Raw genomic sequence first — 17,451 nt, 5'->3', positions numbered from 1 at the left:
GGCGGGTCGGGGGGCGACGCGGCGCCGCCCCCCGGATCGCGTCAGCGGGTCTCGCCGATCGATTTCAGGAACCGATCATAGTCGAAATAGACGCTGTCGGGCTGGGTCACGAGCGAGGAGGAGCCCGGCTTCATGCTCTCGGCATAGAATTGCAGAGCGCGGGTGAAGGCGAAGAAGGACGGATCCTTGCCATAGGCCTCGGCATAGACGCGGTTGGCTTCGGCATCGGCCTGGCCGCGGATGATCTCGGCCTCCTTGCGGGCCTCGGAGGTGACCTCGACCACGGTGCGCTCGGCTTGTGCGCGCACGCGTTGGGCCGCCTCGCCGCCGCGGGCGCGTTCGTCGGCCGCTTCGCGTTCGCGCTCGGCGCGCATCCGGTCGTAGGTGGCCGAGAGGTTTTGCGTGGGCAGGTCGGTGCGGGTCAGCCGCACGTCCACCACGTCGATACCGAGCGCCGCCGCCTCGCGTTTCGAGAGGTCGCGGATCCGGTTCATCAAGGGCGTGCGGTCGTTCGAGAGCACCGCCGTCGAGGGCACCGAGCCGAGAACCTCGCGGATCGCGTTGTTCAGGATGCCGTCGAGCCGGCTCTTGGCGATCGTCTCGCCGCCCGCGCCCACCGCCTCGCGGAATTTCACCAGATCGACGATCCGCCAGCGCGCGAAGGCGTCGACCACGAGGCGCCGGTCATCGAGCGGGGTCACTTCGAGCGGGTTCGTCGGCAGGCTCAGGATCCGGTCGTCATAGGTCACGACCTCCTGGATCAGCGGCAGCTTGAAGCCGAGGCCCGGGTCGGTCTTGATCTGCTTGACCTGACCGAATTGCAGCACCAGCGCCTTTTCGCGCTCATCCACCACGAAGAGCGACGAGAGCGCGACGCCGGCGAGCGCCACCGCGGCGGGGATCAGGAATTGCGCGCGCGCCATCAGTTGGTCCCTCCTGCGGTGGTCTGGCTTTTCTTGAGCTGATCGAGCGGCAGATAGGGCACGACGCCCTGGCCGCCCTGCGTTTGATCGACGATCACCTTGTCGACCGAGCCGAGGATCTTGCCCATCGTCTCGAGGAACATGCGCCGCTTGGTGACCTCGGGGGCCTTGACATATTCGTCATAGACCGAGGTGAAGCGCGCCGCGTCACCTTGCGCGCGGTTCACGATCTGCGCGCGGTAAGCCTCGGCCTCTTCCTTGAGCTGGGCGGCCTCGCCGCGGGCGCCCGCGGTGACCTTGTTGGCATAGGCATCGGCCTCTTTCTCGAGCCGGTCGCGCTCCTGCTGGGCGGCCTGCACTTCGCGGAAGCTGTCGATCACCTCGCGCGGCGGGTCGGCGCGGTTGAAGTTCACCCGCACGATGTTGATCCCCGCGCCATAGCTGTCGAGCGTGCCCTGCACCGCCTGGCGCAGATCGGCCGCGATCGCGCCGCGGTCACGGTTGAGGATCGGGGCGAGCTCGGAGCGCGCGATGATATCGCGCATCGCCGATTCCGAGACCGCGCGGATCGTGTCCTCCGGCTCGGCCAGGTTGAAGAGATATTTCGCCGGGTCGGTGATGTTCCACACCACCTGGAACTCGATATCGACGATGTTCTGGTCGCCGGTGAGCATCAGCCCGGTATCCATGTCGCCGCCGCGGCCGGTGCCGATATCGACGGTCTGTTCGCGCGTCACCGGCACGATCTCGGCGGTGACCACCGGCCAGGGCGCGAAGTTCAGCCCCGGGTTGCCGATTGCGGAATACTGGCCGAACATCAGCTCGACCGAGCGTTCCTCGGGCTTGACCGTGTAGAACGAGGCATAGGCCCAAAGCCCCGCCACCGCGAGCGCCGCAAGCCCGAGCGTCGAGCCGGTCAGCGCCGGGCCCGAGGGCACGCCGCCGCCGGGCCGCCCGCCCGGGCGCCCGCCCGAGCCGCCCTTGCCGCCCATCAGGACGCGCAGCTGCTCGGAGCCCTTCTTCATGATGTCCTCGATCTCGGGGATCGCGGGCGTCTCGCCGGGGCGTCGTGCGCCGGGGCGGCGCTCCTCGCGGTCCTTGTCGTCACCGCCACCGCCCCAAGGGCCGTTGTTGCTCATGCCATCCTCACCTTTCCGTGTCGTCCCTTGCCACTTGGGCACTCATCGCCGCGCGTTCAAGCGTGGCGCGTCGGTTTTCGCATCGTCACCAGCTCTTCGGCCATCGTCGGATGGACCGCGCAGGTGGCGTCGAATTGTTCCTTGGTCGCGCCCATCTTCATCGCGATCGCGGCGAGCTGGATCATCTCGCCGGCCTCGGGCGCGACGATATGGCAGCCGAGCACCCGCCGCGTCGCCTTGCAGACCACCAGTTTCATCAGCACCCGCGCCTCCGAGCCCGCAAAGCCCGCGCGCATCGGCTTGAAGGCCGAGGTATAGACCTCGATCGGGCCGGCCGCGCGCGCGGCCTCCTCGCTCAGCCCGCAGGTGCCGAATTCGGGCTGGGTGAAGACGGCCGAGGCCACGAGTTCATGATCGACCTTGCGCGGGGTGGCGCCAAAGACGGTATCGGCGAAGGCATGGCCCTCGCGGATCGCGACCGGGGTCAGCGCGATGCGGTCGGTGACATCGCCCACCGCGTAGATCGAGGGGATGTTGGTTTGCGACCATTCATCGACGACCACCGCGCCGTTGCGCGCAAGCGTCACCCCCGCCGCCTCGAGGCCGAGCCCTTCGGTATTGGGCACCCGGCCGGTCGCGTAGAGCACCGCGTCGAAGCGTTCCTCGCGGCCGTCGCCGCAATGGACGGCAAGGCCCGCCTCGGTCTTCACGATCCGGTCGATGACGATATTCTCATGGATCTCGATGCCGCGCGCGCGCATCTGCGCCACGATCAGATCGCGGCATTCGGTGTCGAACCCGCGCAGCAGGGGCGAGCGGTTGTATTGCACGACATCCGCGCCCAGCCCCTTGAGAATACAGGCGAATTCCGAGGCGATATAGCCGCCGCCGACGATCAGCACGCGCCCGGGCAGCGCCGGCAGATCGAAGATCTCGTTCGAGGTGATGACATGGTCGCGGCCCTCGAATTCGGGCACGAAGGGGCGCCCGCCGGTCGCCACGAGGATATGTTTGGCGCTGACCACCCGGCCATCGGCGAGGCGCACCTCATGCGCGCCCGCGACGGTGGCGCGCTGGTCGAAGACGGTGACGCCCGCGCCCTCCTGCCCGCGGCGATAGATCGCCTCGAGGCGGCTCAGCTCGGCGCCGAGTTTCGCGCGGAACCCCGCCCAGTCGAAACCGCCGAGCTCGGCCTGCCAGCCATAGGCGCGCGCCTCTTCGATCAGCGCCGGCCCCTGCGAGGCGAAGACCATCAGCTTTTTCGGCACGCAGCCGCGGATCACGCAGGTGCCGCCCATGCGGTATTCTTCCGCCAGCGCCACCTTGGCGCCATGCTCGCCCGCCGCGATGCGGGCCGCGCGCACCCCGCCCGAGCCGCCGCCGATCACGAAGAGGTCATAGTCGAAGCTCATCTCAATCCTTCCCGCGCGCGCCGCGCGTCTCACCTGCGTCCTGTTGCACGAGACTTAGCGGCCCACCCCCGCCGGGGCAAGGCGGCGGGCATGAAAAGGCGCCCGCCGGGGGGCCGGGGGCGCCTGAAACTCCGCGCGCGCGGGGCGGGCTCAGTCGAGATCGCGGAAGATGTTCTCATCCTCGGCGAAATCGATGCGCTCATGGGCCACGGTGCCGGCGTTGATGTCGCGGATCTCGACCTTGCCATCGGCGCCGCCGATGATCACCATGTCGCAGATGTCGATGAAGAGCCCGTTTTCCACCACGCCCGGGATCTGGTTGAGCACGAGGCTGAGCTGGCGGGGGTTGGCGATGCGGTTGAGATGCAGATCGACGATGTAATTGCCCTCGTCGGTGACGAAGGGCTGCGAGCCGTTGAGGCGCAGCGTGGTCGAGCGGCCGAGCACATCCATCGAGACGAGCATCTCCTCGATCAGCGCGCGCGTGGTCTGCCAGCCGAAGGGCACCACCTCGACAGGCAGCGGGAAGGCGCCGAGCTGGGCGACCTCCTTGGCGGCATCGGTGATCACGATCATCTGGTCCGAGGCGGTCGCGACGATCTTCTCTTGCAAAAGCGCGCCGCCGCCGCCCTTGATCAGGCTCAGCTCCGGGTCGAATTCATCGGCGCCGTCGATGGTCAGATCGAGCCATTTCGCCTCGTCGAGGCCGACGACCCTGATGCCCACCTGGCGCGCGAGATCGGCGGTGCGCGAGGAGGTCGGCACGCCGGTGATCCGCAGCCCCTCTTCGCGGACCATCTCGCCCAGGCAGCGCACCATCCAGGCCGCGGTCGAGCCGGTGCCGAGCCCGAGTTTCATGCCGTCCTCGACGAAGTCCACCGCGCGGCGGGCGGCTGCGAATTTGGCCTTGTCGATCGGCGAGAGTTCGGCGGGCATGGGCGTCTCCTGAGGGGTGGAAGGCAGTTGGCGCCGCTTATAGGCAATCGCGCCGCCCCGTGCGAGGCCGAATCGCGCCCGCGCGCCCGGCGGCGGGGGCGCAGCGCCTTTGAGGCGGAAAATGTCGCTTTTCGGCCCGCGCCGCGCCGCGCGGCAGGGCAAGCTGGGGCGAGCGAGGGAGAACGCGATGTTTTTGTCAGTCTTTGATATTTTCAAGGTCGGCGTGGGGCCGTCCTCGTCCCATACGATGGGGCCGATGGTGGCGGGGGCGCGATTCCTCGAACGGCTGCGCGGCTCGCCTTTTGCCGCCCATGGGCTGCGCGCGCGGCTTCATGGCTCGCTCGCCTTCACCGGCAAGGGCCATGCGACCGACCGCGCGACGATCCTCGGCCTCGCGGGCTTCGTGCCCGAAAGCTACGATGCCGAGGCCGCCGAGGCCACGCTCGCGGCCAACCGCGAGACCCGCGTGCTGACCCCGCCGGGGCTCGGCGCGCTTGCCTTCGACCCCGCCCATGATCTCGTCTTCGATTACGGCCCCGCGCTGCCCGGCCATGCCAATGGCATGGTGATCGAGGCGCTCGATGCCGAGGGCGATGTGCTCTTGCAGGAGACCTATTATTCGATCGGGGGCGGCTTCGTTCTGACCGCGGCCGAGGCGGCGGCGGTCGATGATCGCGCGCTCTCGGCGCCCTCGCCGGTGCCGTTCCCGTTCCGCTCGGCGGAGGAAATGCTGACCATGGCGGCGGGCTCGGGGCGCTCGATCGCGGCGATGAAACGCGCCAATGAGCGCAAGTTCCGCTCCGAGGCGGAGATCGAGGCGGGGCTCGCCCGGATCTGGCAGGTGATGGACGATTGCCTCTCGCGCGGGCTCGCGACGGAGGGGATCTTGCCGGGGGGGCTGAGCGTGAAGCGGCGCGCCAAGGCGATCCATGAGGCGCTTCTGGCCGAGCGCGGGATGAACCTCGCGCCGCCCCATACCGTCAACGACTGGATCTCGGCCTATGCGATGGCGGTGAACGAGGAAAACGCGGCCGGCGGGCAGGTTGTCACGGCGCCGACGAACGGCGCGGCGGGGGTGGTGCCGGCGGTGATCCGCTACTGGCTCGACCATGTGCCGGGCGCGAGCCGCGCGCGGGTGGGGGAGTTCCTGCTCACCGCGGCGGCGATCGGCGGGCTGATCAAGGTCAATGCCTCGATCTCCGGGGCCGAATGCGGCTGCCAGGCGGAGGTCGGCTCGGCCGCGGCGATGGCGGCGGCGGGGCTCGCGGCGGTGCTGGGCGGCACGCCCGAGCAGATCGAGAACGCCGCCGAGATCGCGCTCGAACATCACCTCGGGATGACCTGCGACCCGGTGAAGGGCCTCGTGCAGGTGCCCTGTATCGAGCGCAACGGGCTCGGCGCGATCAAGGCGATCTCGGCGGCAAGCCTCGCGCTGCGCGGCGACGGCACGCATTTCGTGCCCCTCGATGCCGCGATCGAGACGATGCGCCAGACCGGCCGCGACATGCATGAGCATTACAAGGAAACGAGCCTCGGCGGGCTTGCGGTCAACGTGCCCAACTGCTGAGACCGGGGAGGGGGCGCTGCCCCCGCCCGTTCCGGGCCCCCCGGGATATTTATCGCATCATTGAAACAACGGCCGTTTTCAACGATGTGAAAATATCCCGGGGGTGAAGGCCGCAGGCCGAGGGGGCAGCGCCCCCTGCGCCCGCCCTCAGAGGGCGCGCCAGCCGATATCGCGGCGGCAAAAGCCCTCGGGCCAGTCGATCGCATCGACCATGTCATAGGCGCGGGTCTGTGCCTCTTTCAGCGTCGCGCCGCGGGCGGTGACGTTGAGCACGCGCCCGCCGGTGGCCACCAGAACGCCATCCTGCCGCGCGGTGCCGGCGTGGAAGACCATGTGGTTGCTGTCCTCGGCGAGATCCTCGAGCCCGTCGATCGGCGTGCCCTTGCGATAGGCGCCGGGGTAGCCGCGCGCGGCCATCACCACGGTCAGCGCATGGTCCTCGGCCCATTGCGCGCGCACCTCGCCCAGCCGCCCCTCGGCGCAAGCGATCAACAGATCGAGCGCCTGCGCGCCGAGCCGCAGCATCAGCACCTGGCATTCCGGGTCGCCGAAGCGGACGTTGTATTCCACCAGCCGCGCGCGGCCGTCCTTGATCATCAGCCCGGCGTAGAGCACGCCCTGGAAGGGCGTGCCGCGGCGCGCCATTTCGGCCACCGTCGGGCGCACGATCTCGGCGAGCACCTGCTCCTGGATCGCACCGCTGAGCACCGGGGCGGGCGAATAGGCGCCCATGCCGCCGGTGTTGGGGCCGGTATCGCCATCGCCCACGCGCTTGTGGTCCTGCGCGGTGCCGACGGGCAGCACATCCTTGCCATCCGAGAGGATGAAGAAGCTCGCCTCCTCGCCCTCCATGAATTCCTCGATCACCACCTCGGCGCCGGCCGCCCCGAAGGCGCCGCCGAAGATCTCCTCGAGCCCGGCCTCGGCCTCCTCGAGCGTCATCGCCACGATCACGCCCTTGCCGGCGGCGAGCCCGTCGGCCTTGACCACGATCGGCGCGCCCTGCGCCCGGACATAGGCGCGCGCGGCCTCAAGCGTGTCAAACCGCGCCCAAGCGGCGGTCGGCGCGGCGCAGGCGTCGCAGACCTCCTTGGTGAAGGCTTTCGAGGCCTCGAGCTTGGCGGCCTCGGCCGAGGGGCCGAAGGTCAGGATCCCGGCCGCGCGCAGCGCATCCGCCACGCCGGCGGCGAGCGGCGCCTCGGGGCCCACGACCACGAAATCCACCGCGTTTTCCTCGACACAGGCCAGCACCGCCGCCGCATCGCAGGGGTCGATCGCGGCAATCTCGGCGATCGCGGCGATGCCGGCGTTGCCCGGCGCGACGATCAGCCGGTCGCATTTCGGGTTTTGCTTGATCGCCCAGGCCAGCGCATGTTCGCGCCCGCCGCCGCCCAGAACCAGAATATTCATCGCATCCCCCTTGGCCTCGGTTTGCGGGCCTTCTAAGCTCTGGGGCGATTTCAGGCAAGGCGCGCGATGGACCTTCTCGACGATACAACCGGCTCAAACGCCCATGATTACACCGTTTCGGAGATTTCCGGCGCGGTGAAACGGGTGATCGAGGGCGAGTTTGGCCGCGTGCGGGTGCGCGGCGAGGTCGGGCGGGTCAGCCGGCCGGGCTCGGGGCATCTCTATTTCGACCTCAAGGATGACCGCTCGGTGATCGCGGCGGTGAGCTGGAAGGGCCAGGTCGCGCGGATGGCGGTGCGCCCCGAGGAGGGGATGGAGGTGATCGCCACCGGCAAGCTCACCACCTTCCCGGGCCAGTCGAAATATCAGCTGATCGTTGATGAGGTGGAGCCCGCCGGCGCGGGCGCCTTGATGGCGATGCTCGAGGCGCGCCGCCGTGCGCTCGCCGCCGAAGGGCTCTTCGAGGCGGGGCGCAAACAGCCGATCCCGTTTCTGCCCGAGGTGATCGGGGTGGTGACCTCGCCCTCGGGGGCGGTGATCCGCGATATCCTGCACCGGCTGCGCGACCGGTTTCCGCGCCGCGTGCTGATCTGGCCGGTGGCGGTGCAGGGGCAGGCCTGCGCGCCCGAGGTGACGGCCGCGATCCGCGGCTTCAACGCGCTCGCGCCCGGCGGCGCGGTGCCGCGGCCGGACCTCATCATCGTGGCGCGCGGCGGCGGCTCGCTCGAGGATCTGTGGGGCTTCAACGAGGAAAGCGTGGTGCGCGCGGCGGCCGAGAGCGCGATCCCGCTGATCTCGGCGGTGGGGCATGAGACCGATACGACCTTGATCGATTTCGCCGCCGACCGGCGCGCGCCGACCCCGACGGCGGCGGCCGAAATGGCGGTGCCGGTGCGCGCGGAACTGGCCGCGCGGCTGGCCGAGGCGGAGGCGCGGATGGCGCGGGCGGCGCGCGGGCGCATCGAGCGCAATGGTCAGCGGATGGCGGATCTCTCCCGCGCGCTCGGCCGCCCCGAGACGCTGATCGCACCGGCGCGGCAACGGTTTGACCTGATGTCGGATCGTTTGGCGCCCGCGCTGCGGATGGTCTCGACGCGCAAACGCGCGGCCTTTGCGCCGCTTGCCGCGCTGATCGGGCCGCAGATTCTGGCGCGCTTCATGCGCCATGAGCGCGACCGGCTCGCTGGGCTCTCGGGGCGGCTCGCGCCTGCGCTCGCGCGCAACCGCGCCGAGGCCGCGCGGATGAATGCGCGCAACCGCGCCGCGCTCGAGGGGCTTGCCGAGCGGCTCGCGCGCGCCCCCGAGGCGCGGCTCGCGGCGCTGGCCGAGCGGCTCGCGCGGCTTGATCGGATGCGCCAGACGCTCGGCTATACCGAGACGCTGCGGCGCGGCTATGCGGTGGTGCGCGGCGCGCCGGGGCTGATCACCGCGCGCGCACAGGCCGCCGCCGCCGGGGCGCTCGAGATCGAATTCCACGATGGCCGGATCGGCGCGCAAACGACCGAAAGCCCGCCGCCGCCCGCCGCCCCCCCGGCCCCCGAGGCGAGCCCCGCGCCAAAAACCGCCCGCGCGAAGCCCCCGCGCAAGGACACGCCGCCCGAACAGGGCTCACTCTTCTGAGCTTCGCGCCTCTGGTTGCGGTCTTTTGCGTATTTGGACCAAGAAGAAGGGGCAGGGCGCGCGCTTGCCGTTTCTTCTTGGCAAAAATACGCAAGCGCGGCCAGCCCGGGGGCGCCGGGGTCGGGCTCAGGCGCCGATCTTCGGCCCCGGGCAGGCGAGCGGCTCGGCAGTTTCCTGAAGCGACACGAGCGGTTCGCTCTCGGACGCGCCTGCAAAGCGCGCGCTCAGGCCCGCGGGCGTGTCGAAGAACTGCCAGCATTGCAGCCCGCTCTCGTCGCCATAATCGAAGCAGATCTCTGCGCCTTGCTGAAACCAGCTGCCCTCGCGGCATTCCTCGGCGGTGAAGGCCCAGATCACCCGGCGCCCGGGCAGATATTGTTCGGTGCCATAGGGCAGCCCGCCGGCCGAATAGGTGATGGTCTTGCCCTGAGTGCGCGCCTCGAAGCCCGCGGCATCGAGGGGGGCGAGGTCTTGGGCGGCGGCGCTGAGGGGGACAAGCGCGGCGAGCAGGGGCAGCAAACGGGTCATCGGTCTCTCCAGAACTCGGCCGAGACTGCCACGCGGGCGCGCGCGGCGAAACCCACCAATGCGTGAGGCTCAGCCCGCGCGCAGCGCGCGCACGCGTTTGTCCATCACCCGCCGCCAGAGCGGCGGGAAAAGCGCGATCGCCGCCATCGCGGGCAGGCTGCGCGGCAGCACCGGTCGCCCCGGCGCCGCCATGTCGCCCAAGATCAGCGCGGGATAGGGGCGCGCGGGGTGGGCGTGGTGATCGGAATGGCGCGGCGCATTCAGCATCCAGAGCGCCGAGACCGGATCGGGGGCATCCCAGCTATGGGCCTCGGTCACCGGCTCGAAGGAGCCATCGCCGAGCGCGCGCCGCTCGAGCCCGTAATGCTGCACATAATCGGAGAGGAGAAGCTGGATCTGTGCGTAGGCGCAAAGGCCGAGATAGGCGGCAAGCCCCGCGCCGCCGAAGAGGATCGTGAAGAGGAGCGCAAACCACAGCCCGCCGATCAGATAGGTCGGGTAGGGGGTCAGGCGCGCAAGCCGCGTGCGCCAAACGCGCCCGCTCAGCCGCGCCGCGCGGGCGCGCTCCATCTCGAAGCCCGCGATGAAGGCGCCCCTCCAGGCGCGCGGCGCGAAGGCCCAGTAGCTCTCGCCCAGGGGCGCGGAATTGGGGTCATCGGGGGTGGCGACGAAGCGGTGGTGCACGAGCCGATGCGCCGAGGTGTGATGGCCGTAAAGGAGCGAGATATAGACCCATTTGCCGAGCGCGAAGAGGCGTTTGTCGGTGCGGTGGATCAGCTCGTGCGCGTTCGAATTCGACACCTGCCCGAAGAAGAGGCCGAAGGCGAGGAACAGCGCCATGCGTGAGGGGGCGTCGAGATGCGTCGCGCCTGAGATTGCCGAGACGGCGGCGAAGAGAAGCAGGAAATGCGCCCCCCCGAGCGCCACCGAGAGCCGGTCGGCAGCGGGAAATTCGGCGCCTTCGGGCGCGTCGGGGGCGGCGCGGGCGATCAGCCGGTCGAGCGCGTAGATCAGCGCGGTGATATAGAGGAGCGCGGCCCAGGCGACGGCCCCGCCCGCGAGCCCGCCGAGGAGCAAAAGCGGCACCGGCGCGAAGGTGGTCAGCGCAAAGAGCCGCACGGGCGGCACCTCGCGGCCGATCCGGGCGAGGGGGGCGAGAAACGCAGGGAGCTGCATCGGAACCTCCGAAATTGCCGCAACGATAGCGCCCGGGCGGCGGCGGGCGCGAGGGCAAAGGCTTGATCGGGGCGAGAAAATCCGCTCCTGTTGCGCCATGGCTTCGAGTGGTTTGCTGATCCTGGGTGCGGTTTTGGCGGCGGTTTACGCCCTGCGCTTTGCCGCCGAGGGGCCGGGTGCGGTGAAAAGCGCGGTGAAGACGGGGGCGGTTCTCGCTCTCGCGGGGGCGGCGGCGCTGGCGGGAGCGCCGGGGGCGATCGTGGCGGGGCTCGTGCTCGGCGCGGCGGGGGATTTCGCGCTCTCGCGCCCAGGCGAGCGGGCGTTTTTGGCGGGGATGGCGGCCTTTGCGGGCGGGCATCTGGCCTATCTCGCGGCGTTTTGGGCGCAGGGCGTCGCGTGGCCCGGCGCGGGGCCGGTGATCTTGCTCTATAGTTTCGGCGGCGCGGTCGAGCGCTGGGTCGCGCCGCGGGCGGGGGCGCTCAAATGGCCGGTGCGGGGCTATATTCTCGTCATTTTGGCGATGGCGGGGGCGGCGGCGGGGCTCGACGGGGCGCCGATGCTGGTGGCGGGGGCGGCGCTTTTCGTGGTCTCGGATCTGCTTCTGGCGATCGAGACCTTCGGCCTTGCGCCCGCGGCACCGCGCTATCCGCTCCTGCGTGCCGTCGTGGCGCGGCTCCTTTGGGGGCTCTATTGGGGCGGGCAGGCGCTGATCGGGCTGGGCGCGGTGGGGTGAGGGCGGATTTTGCGTATTTGGACCAAGAAGAAGGGAGAGGGCGCGCCCTTGCCGTTTCTTCTTGGCAAAAATACGCAAGCGCGGCCTGTGCGGGGCGCCGGGGCCGGGGGGGGGAGGCGCAATCCCCTTCCATCGCGCGCGCGGATTGGATAGGGGAGAAGAAACCCGGAGGCCCGCCGATGTCGTTTTTCAACAAGCTGAAATCCCGTCTGACCCGTTCATCGACGAAACTCGAGGAGGGGCTCGAGGCGATCGTTTCGGAGGGCGGTGCGGTGGAGGCGGCGCCCGAGAGCGCGCCCGAGAGCCTGCCTGCGCCCGAGGCCGGGAAGAAGCCCGGCTTCTTCGGGCGGCTGATCGGGCGGGGCGGCGAGGAGGCCGCGCCGCGCCGGGTGCTCGATGACGAGATGCTCGAGAGCCTCGAGGAGCTGCTCATCGCCTCCGACATGGGGGTGGAGACGGCGCTCAGGGTCTCGGCCAATATCGCCGAGGGGCGCATGGGCAAGCGCCTTTCCGTGCCGGAGATCAAGGGCTTGCTGGCCGATGAGGTGGCGCGGATCATGGGCCCGGTGGCGCGGCCCCTGCCGATCTACCCCAAGCGCCCGCAGGTGGTTTTGGTGGTGGGCGTCAACGGCTCGGGCAAGACCACGACGATCGGCAAGCTCGCGAGCCAGTTCAAGGCCGCGGGCAAGAGCGTGGTGATCGCGGCGGGCGATACGTTTCGCGCGGCGGCCGTCGAGCAGCTCAAGGTCTGGGGCGAGCGCGCGGGGGTGCCGGTTCTGACCGCGCCCGAGGGTTCGGACCCGGCCTCGCTCGCCTTCGATGCGATGACCAAGGCCGAGGCCGAGGGCGCCGATCTTTTGATGATCGACACCGCCGGGCGGCTGCAAAACCGCGCCGATCTGATGGAGGAGCTCGCCAAGATCGTCCGCGTGATCCGCAAGAAGGACCCGAGCGCGCCGCATAACACGCTCCTCGTGCTCGATGCGACGACGGGCCAGAACGCGCTCAGCCAGGTCGAGATCTTCTCGAAGATCGCCGATGTCTCGGGGCTCGTCATGACCAAGCTCGACGGCACCGCGAAGGGGGGCGTGCTGGTCGCGCTCGCCGATCGGTTCGGGCTGCCGATCCATGCGATCGGGGTGGGCGAGCAGATCGACGATCTGGCGCCCTTCGACCCGGAGGAATTCGCCCGTGCGCTCGTTGGCGCGGAGCGCTGAGGGTTACTCGGCCTCCGAGCCCGGGTGGCGCGCGCGGGCGAGCAGGCCGGCTTCGGCGCGGGCGGCGGCCTCTTCGGCGGCCTCGCGCGCGGCCTTGTGCTCGACCGCATCCTCGAGCCGCCGGAAGAGCCACAGCACAACGACCGTGAGCCCCGCCGCGAGGCCCGCAAGCCCGATCCGCCCGGTGCCGCAGGCCAGCCCCACCGCGCCCGCCAGCCACATTCCCGCGCCCGTCGTCAGCCCCTTCACGCGGCCCGCGTTGACCACGATCGTGCCCGCCGCCAAGAACGCCACCCCCGAGGTCACCGCGCCGATCAGCCGCAAGATATCATTGCGCGCGCCGGTCTCCGCGCCGCCCAACTGCCGCGAGATCTCCAGCAACTCGAAGGACAAAAGCGCAAAGAGCGCCGCCGCCACCGAGATCAGCATATGGGTGCGCAGGCCCGCGGGCTTATGGTGCCATTCGCGCTCGAAGCCGATCAGCCCGCCCATCACCATCGCCGCGACGAGCCGCAGCGTCGCCACCGGCGCCGGGGTGGCGGTGAAGGAGGCCGCGAGATCGGACCAGAGGGGGTCGAGAAACGACATGGATTTCAACCTTTTGAGGGCGCGCCTTGGGTGAGCTTATAACGGCGCTCGCGGGCACGCCAGCGGGACATCAGGCGGCGCTGGGCCTGGCGCTTGCGGCGGCGTTTCTGCATGCGCTCTTCGGCGCACTGCAAAAGGGGCGCCATGACCCCTGGCTCTCGCGGGCCGCGATCGACGCGAGCTATGGGCTGATCGCGGCGCCGGTCGCGCTCTTTGTCGTGCCCTGGCCCGAGCCGCATATGTGGCCGATCTTCGCGGGCGTCTGGGCGATCCATGCGGGTTACAAGATCGCGCAGGCGGCCTGCTACCAGCGCGGCGCCTATACCGTCGTCTACCCGGTCGTGCGCGGCACCGGGCCGCTCTTCACGGTGGCAGGCGCCGAGGTGATCTTTGGCGAGCATTTCACCGCGGGGCAATGGGCGGGGGTGGCGGTGCTTCTGGCCGGGATCTACGGGCTTGCGCTTTACAACCTGCGCACGGTGCGCGAGGGGCGCGAGACGATGGGCGCGGCGCTGGGGCTGGCGGTGCTGACCGGCGCCTTCGTGGCCGCCTATACGACCTTCGACGCCTATGGCATCCGCGCCACCGCCGATCCGTTCACCTTTCTGGCGTGGTTTTTCTTCCTCGATGGCTGGCTGATGCCGCTGCTCACGGTGCGGCGCTGGCGCCACGTGCCGAGCTCGGAATTGGGCCCCTTGCTGAAAAGGGGTGTCATCGGCGCCTTTGTCGCCTATTTCTCCTTCGGCGCGATCATGCTGGCCACGCGGCTCGACCGGGTGGGCGAGGCAGCGGTTTTGCGCGAAACCTCGACGGTCTTTGCCGCGCTGATCGGCTGGCTGGTGCTGGGGGAGAAGGTGGGGCCGCGGCGGGTCGCGCTGATGGCGCTGATCGCGGCGGGGGCGGTGATTGTGGAAATGGCGGGGTAGAATGGCCGGCAAGAAGATCAATCCGTGGCTGAAGGCGGGGCTCGAATTCGGGCCGCTGGTGGCGTTTTTCGCGGCCTTCGTGCGGCTCAAGGGCGAGAGCTTCGTGATCCATGGGGTGAGCTATTCGGGCTTCGTGGTGGCGACGGCGCTCTTCGTGCCCCTGATGGTGATCACCACCGGGGTGCTGTGGCGGCTGACCGGGCGGCTCGCGCCGATGCAGGTGGCGACGCTGGTGCTCGTGGTGGTGTTCGGCGGGCTCTCGATCTGGTTCAACGACCCGAAATTCTTCAAGATGAAGCCGACGCTGATCTATCTCCTTTTCGCGGGGCTTCTGGGCTTTGGCCTCTTGCGCGGCAAGCCGTGGTTGCAGCTCGTCATGGAAGAGGCGCTGCCGATGCGCCATGAGGGCTGGATGATCCTGACCAAGCGGCTCGCGCTCTTCTTCCTCGGGCTCGCGGTGGCCAATGAGGTGATCTGGCGCACGATGTCCGATCAGGCCTGGGTCAATTTCAAGACCTTCGGGCTCACCGCGGCGATGTTTGCCTTCTTCATCGCCCAGGGCGGGCTGATCCAGCGCTACGGGATCGAGAAGCCGAAGGACGGCGGGCCGGAGGCCTGACCCCCTGCCCGGCGGTCCGCTGCGCGGCGCGCGCGTTTGCGTATTTTTGCCAAGAAGAAGGGAGGGGGCAGCGCGATCCCGTGCCGTTTCTTCTTGGTCCAAATACGCAATCTGTCGTCGGATCTCGCGGTCGGCCGGGCCTCCTCGCTGCATTCAAACCCTTGCATACAAGGCCGAACTGCGCCTCGCGCCGGTGAGGCAGGTTGACGCAGGCGCCCCCGGGCGGTAGGGCAGGGCACCCCTCAAGACCAAAGGCCCCGCGATGAGCACCGACTGGAACACCCGCACCAAACTCGTTCACGAAGGCATCCGCCGCAGCCAATATGGCGAGATGGCCGAGGCGCTGTTTTTGACGCAGGGCTTTGTCTACCCCTCCGCCGAGGCCGCCGAGGCGCGGTTCATCGGCGCGGGGGAGGATGAGTTCATCTATGCCCGTTACGGCAACCCGACGACGCGGATGTTCGAGGACCGGATCGCCGCGATCGAGGGCACCGAGGATGCGTTTGCCTGCGCCTCGGGCATGGCCGCGATCAACGGCGCGCTGACCTCGCAGCTCAAGGCGGGCGACCATGTCGTCGCGGCGCGGCAGATGTTCGGCTCGTGCCTGCATGTGCTCAAGGTGCTCTCGGGCTTTGGCGTCGGCGTCACGCTGGTTGACGGCACGAAGCTCTACGAATGGCGTGCGGCGATGCGGCCGGAGACGAAGATCTGCTTCTTTGAAAGCGTGTCGAACCCGGGCCTCGAGGTGATCGATATCGCAGGCGTGGCGGAGATTGCGCATGCGGGCGGCGCGGTGGTGGTTGTCGACAATGTCTTCGCCTCGCCGATCTTCTCGAAGGCGGTGGCGCAGGGCGCCGATATCGTCGTCTATTCGACGACCAAACATATCGACGGCGGCGGGCGGGCGCTCGGCGGGGTGGTCTGCGGCACGCGCGCTTTCATCCGCGGCCCGCTTGAAACCTATGTCAAACACACCGGCGGCGCGATGAGCCCGTTCCATGCCTGGATCATGCTCTCGGGGATGCAGACGCTCGATTTGCGGGTGCGCGCCCAGGCAGCCAATGCGGCGATGGCGGCTTCGGCGGTCGCGGGGCATGCGGCGCTTGCGCGCACGATCTATCCGGGGCTGATCGATCACCCGCAACATGCGCTCGCTATGGCGCAGATGGGCTCGGGCGGCACCATGCTCTGCCTCGATCTCGCGGGTGGCAAGGAGGCCGCGTTCCGCTTCCTCAACGCGCTGAAAATCGTGAGCATTTCCAACAACCTGGGCGATGCGAAATCGATCGCGACGCATCCCGCGACGACCACCCACAAGAACCTGAGCGAGGAAGATCGCGCGGTGATCGGGATCACGCCGGGGCTGGTGCGGATCTCGCTCGGCATCGAGGATGGCGCCGATCTCGTGGCCGATCTGCGTCAGGCGCTCGACGCGGTCTGAACCGGCCCTTGGCAAGCGCGCCCGGCGCCCCATATGGTGCCGGGCAAGACGGAGCGGGGGGAGCCCATGACCATTCACGATCGGATCGGCGCGCCCGAGCGCGAAGCGGCGGAGCAGGCGCTCGCGACGTTGCGCGCCTGGGCCGCGCAGGCAGACCCCGCCGAGGTGGCGCGCCTCGACCCGGCGATCGCGCGGCTCTTGCCCGGGCGCGAGACCGGCAATTACCCCGATCTGCGGCGCGCCTATGACCCCGAGTTCCGCGCCGATGCCGCCTACAAGGCGGGCCTGCCCGATCTGCAGAACGGCCCCTCGAGCCTGATCGTTGGGGCGCGCACGCGGATCGAACATGTCGGCATCTCGCATTTCCGCCTGCCGATCCGCTACCAGCTCCGCGCCGGCGGCGAGATCGCGCTCGAGACCTCGGTGACCGGCACGGTCAGCCTCGAGGCCGAGAAGAAGGGCATCAACATGAGCCGGATCATGCGCTCCTTCTACGCCCATGCGGAAAGCGCGTTTTCCGGCGCGGTGATGGCGCGGGCGGTGGATGACTACAAGGACCACCTCGAGAGCTTCGACGCGCGGCTCTCGATGCGGTTTTCCTTCCCGAGCCGGGTGGAGAGCCTGCGCTCCGGCCTCGCGGGTTGGCAGTATTACGATATCGCGCTCGAACAGATCGACCGGGCGGGGGCGCGCAAACGGGTGATCCACCTCGATTACGTCTACAGCTCGACCTGCCCCTGCTCGCTCGAACTTTCCGAACATGCCCGCCAGGTCCGCGGCCAGCTCGCGACGCCGCATTCGCAACGCTCGGTGGCGCGGATCTCGGTGGTGGCGCAGCCGGGCGCGCGGCTGTGGTTCGAGGATCTGATCGAGATCGCGCGTGCCGCGGTGCCGACCGAGACGCAGGTGATGGTCAAGCGCGAGGATGAACAAGCCTTCGCCGAGCTCAACGCCGCCAATCCGATCTTCGTCGAGGATGCGGTGCGCGCCTTCGCGGCGGGGCTGCTGGCCGACCCGCGGGTGGGCGATTTCCGGGTGATGGCGAGCCATCAGGAGAGCCTGCACAGCCATGATGCGGTGGCGCTGCTGACCGAGGGCGAGACCTTCGCCTCCGACAGCCTCGACCCGCGGCTCTTCGCCTCGCTGCATCACCCCGGCTGAGCCGGCGCGGGGGCAGCGCCCCCTCTGCCCTTGGAAATTTGCGAACAAGGGGGGA

General features: G+C 69.4%; 16 protein-coding genes. 8 read left to right on the top strand and 8 right to left on the bottom strand.

Translation table 11 applies throughout. The annotated features are described in order from the left end of the window. Positions 1–41: 41 nt before the first annotated feature. The 4 genes from hflC to rpiA form a co-directional block, all read right to left on the bottom strand. Positions 42–923: a protease modulator HflC gene (gene hflC / locus LPB142_RS11275; RefSeq protein ID WP_068766581.1), complete on the bottom strand. Its 882-nt coding sequence runs from the start codon at positions 921–923 to the stop codon at positions 42–44. Then, positions 923–2,062, bottom strand: a complete 1,140-nt coding sequence (hflK, locus tag LPB142_RS11270; protein ID WP_071166430.1) for an FtsH protease activity modulator HflK — start codon at positions 2,060–2,062, stop codon at positions 923–925. Before hflK ends, hflC begins: the two co-directional genes overlap by 1 nt. Before the next feature lie 56 nt (positions 2,063–2,118). Then, positions 2,119–3,474 carry a glutathione-disulfide reductase gene (gorA, locus tag LPB142_RS11265; RefSeq protein ID WP_071166429.1) on the bottom strand — a complete coding sequence of 452 codons (1,356 nt, stop codon included), beginning with the start codon at positions 3,472–3,474 and terminating at the stop codon, positions 2,119–2,121. A gap of 150 nt (positions 3,475–3,624) precedes the next feature. After that, positions 3,625–4,410 carry a ribose-5-phosphate isomerase RpiA gene (rpiA, locus tag LPB142_RS11260; RefSeq protein ID WP_071167231.1) on the bottom strand — a complete coding sequence of 262 codons (786 nt, stop codon included), beginning with the start codon at positions 4,408–4,410 and terminating at the stop codon, positions 3,625–3,627. 187 nt (positions 4,411–4,597) lie between these two features. Between rpiA and LPB142_RS11255 the strand changes: the two genes are divergently transcribed. After that, positions 4,598–5,977, top strand: coding sequence for an L-serine ammonia-lyase (locus tag LPB142_RS11255; protein ID WP_071167230.1), 1,380 nt, complete (start codon positions 4,598–4,600; stop codon positions 5,975–5,977). Positions 5,978–6,124: 147 nt separating this feature from the next. Here the strand turns inward: LPB142_RS11255 and purD are convergent, their stop codons facing one another. Next, a complete protein-coding gene (gene purD, locus LPB142_RS11250; protein WP_068766585.1) occupies positions 6,125–7,387 on the bottom strand; it encodes a phosphoribosylamine--glycine ligase in 1,263 nt (420 codons plus the stop codon). A gap of 66 nt (positions 7,388–7,453) precedes the next feature. On the opposite strand from purD, the gene xseA reads away from it, so the two are divergent. Continuing rightward, positions 7,454–9,007 (top strand): exodeoxyribonuclease VII large subunit, encoded by a 1,554-nt coding sequence (gene xseA, locus LPB142_RS11245; protein WP_071166428.1) that lies wholly within the window; start codon positions 7,454–7,456, stop codon positions 9,005–9,007. 126 nt (positions 9,008–9,133) lie between these two features. Here xseA and LPB142_RS11240 read toward each other — a convergent pair whose 3' ends face one another. Continuing rightward, complete coding sequence (locus tag LPB142_RS11240) at positions 9,134–9,535, bottom strand: hypothetical protein (RefSeq protein ID WP_071166427.1); 402 nt, start codon at positions 9,533–9,535, stop codon at positions 9,134–9,136. A 69-nt stretch (positions 9,536–9,604) separates the two neighbouring features. Next, the gene (locus tag LPB142_RS11235) at positions 9,605–10,711 is read right to left on the bottom strand and encodes an alkane 1-monooxygenase (protein ID WP_083392670.1); all 1,107 of its coding nucleotides are present in this window, start codon (positions 10,709–10,711) and stop codon (positions 9,605–9,607) included. 97 nt (positions 10,712–10,808) lie between these two features. Between LPB142_RS11235 and LPB142_RS11230 the strand changes: the two genes are divergently transcribed. After that, a complete protein-coding gene (locus LPB142_RS11230; protein WP_068766588.1) occupies positions 10,809–11,444 on the top strand; it encodes a lysoplasmalogenase in 636 nt (211 codons plus the stop codon). Positions 11,445–11,623: 179 nt separating this feature from the next. Further along, positions 11,624–12,661 (top strand): signal recognition particle-docking protein FtsY, encoded by a 1,038-nt coding sequence (gene ftsY / locus LPB142_RS11225; protein ID WP_068766589.1) that lies wholly within the window; start codon positions 11,624–11,626, stop codon positions 12,659–12,661. A gap of 3 nt (positions 12,662–12,664) precedes the next feature. On the opposite strand, the gene LPB142_RS11220 is transcribed toward ftsY, so the two are convergent. Further along, a complete protein-coding gene (locus LPB142_RS11220; protein WP_068766590.1) occupies positions 12,665–13,249 on the bottom strand; it encodes an MgtC/SapB family protein in 585 nt (194 codons plus the stop codon). Positions 13,250–13,275: 26 nt separating this feature from the next. On the opposite strand from LPB142_RS11220, the gene LPB142_RS11215 reads away from it, so the two are divergent. From LPB142_RS11215 to folE2, 4 genes are all read left to right on the top strand, one after another. Next, positions 13,276–14,175: an EamA family transporter gene (locus tag LPB142_RS11215; protein WP_071166426.1), complete on the top strand. Its 900-nt coding sequence runs from the start codon at positions 13,276–13,278 to the stop codon at positions 14,173–14,175. Position 14,176: 1 nt separating this feature from the next. After that, positions 14,177–14,794, top strand: coding sequence for an inner membrane-spanning protein YciB (locus tag LPB142_RS11210; protein WP_068766592.1), 618 nt, complete (start codon positions 14,177–14,179; stop codon positions 14,792–14,794). A gap of 262 nt (positions 14,795–15,056) precedes the next feature. Next, complete coding sequence (locus LPB142_RS11205; RefSeq protein ID WP_068766593.1) at positions 15,057–16,235, top strand: aminotransferase class I/II-fold pyridoxal phosphate-dependent enzyme; 1,179 nt, start codon at positions 15,057–15,059, stop codon at positions 16,233–16,235. Positions 16,236–16,301: 66 nt separating this feature from the next. Then, on the top strand, positions 16,302–17,396 hold the full coding sequence (folE2, locus tag LPB142_RS11200; RefSeq protein WP_071166425.1) for a GTP cyclohydrolase FolE2: 1,095 nt from the start codon (positions 16,302–16,304) through the stop codon (positions 17,394–17,396). Positions 17,397–17,451 lie beyond the last annotated feature (55 nt).

Origin of the sequence: Rhodobacter xanthinilyticus, from assembly GCF_001856665.1 — a bacterium.
GTDB classification, from domain to species: domain Bacteria; phylum Pseudomonadota; class Alphaproteobacteria; order Rhodobacterales; family Rhodobacteraceae; genus Rhodobacter; species Rhodobacter xanthinilyticus.
Note: the sequence above shows the minus strand (reverse complement) of the source record. Positions and strands in the feature narration are given on the sequence as shown.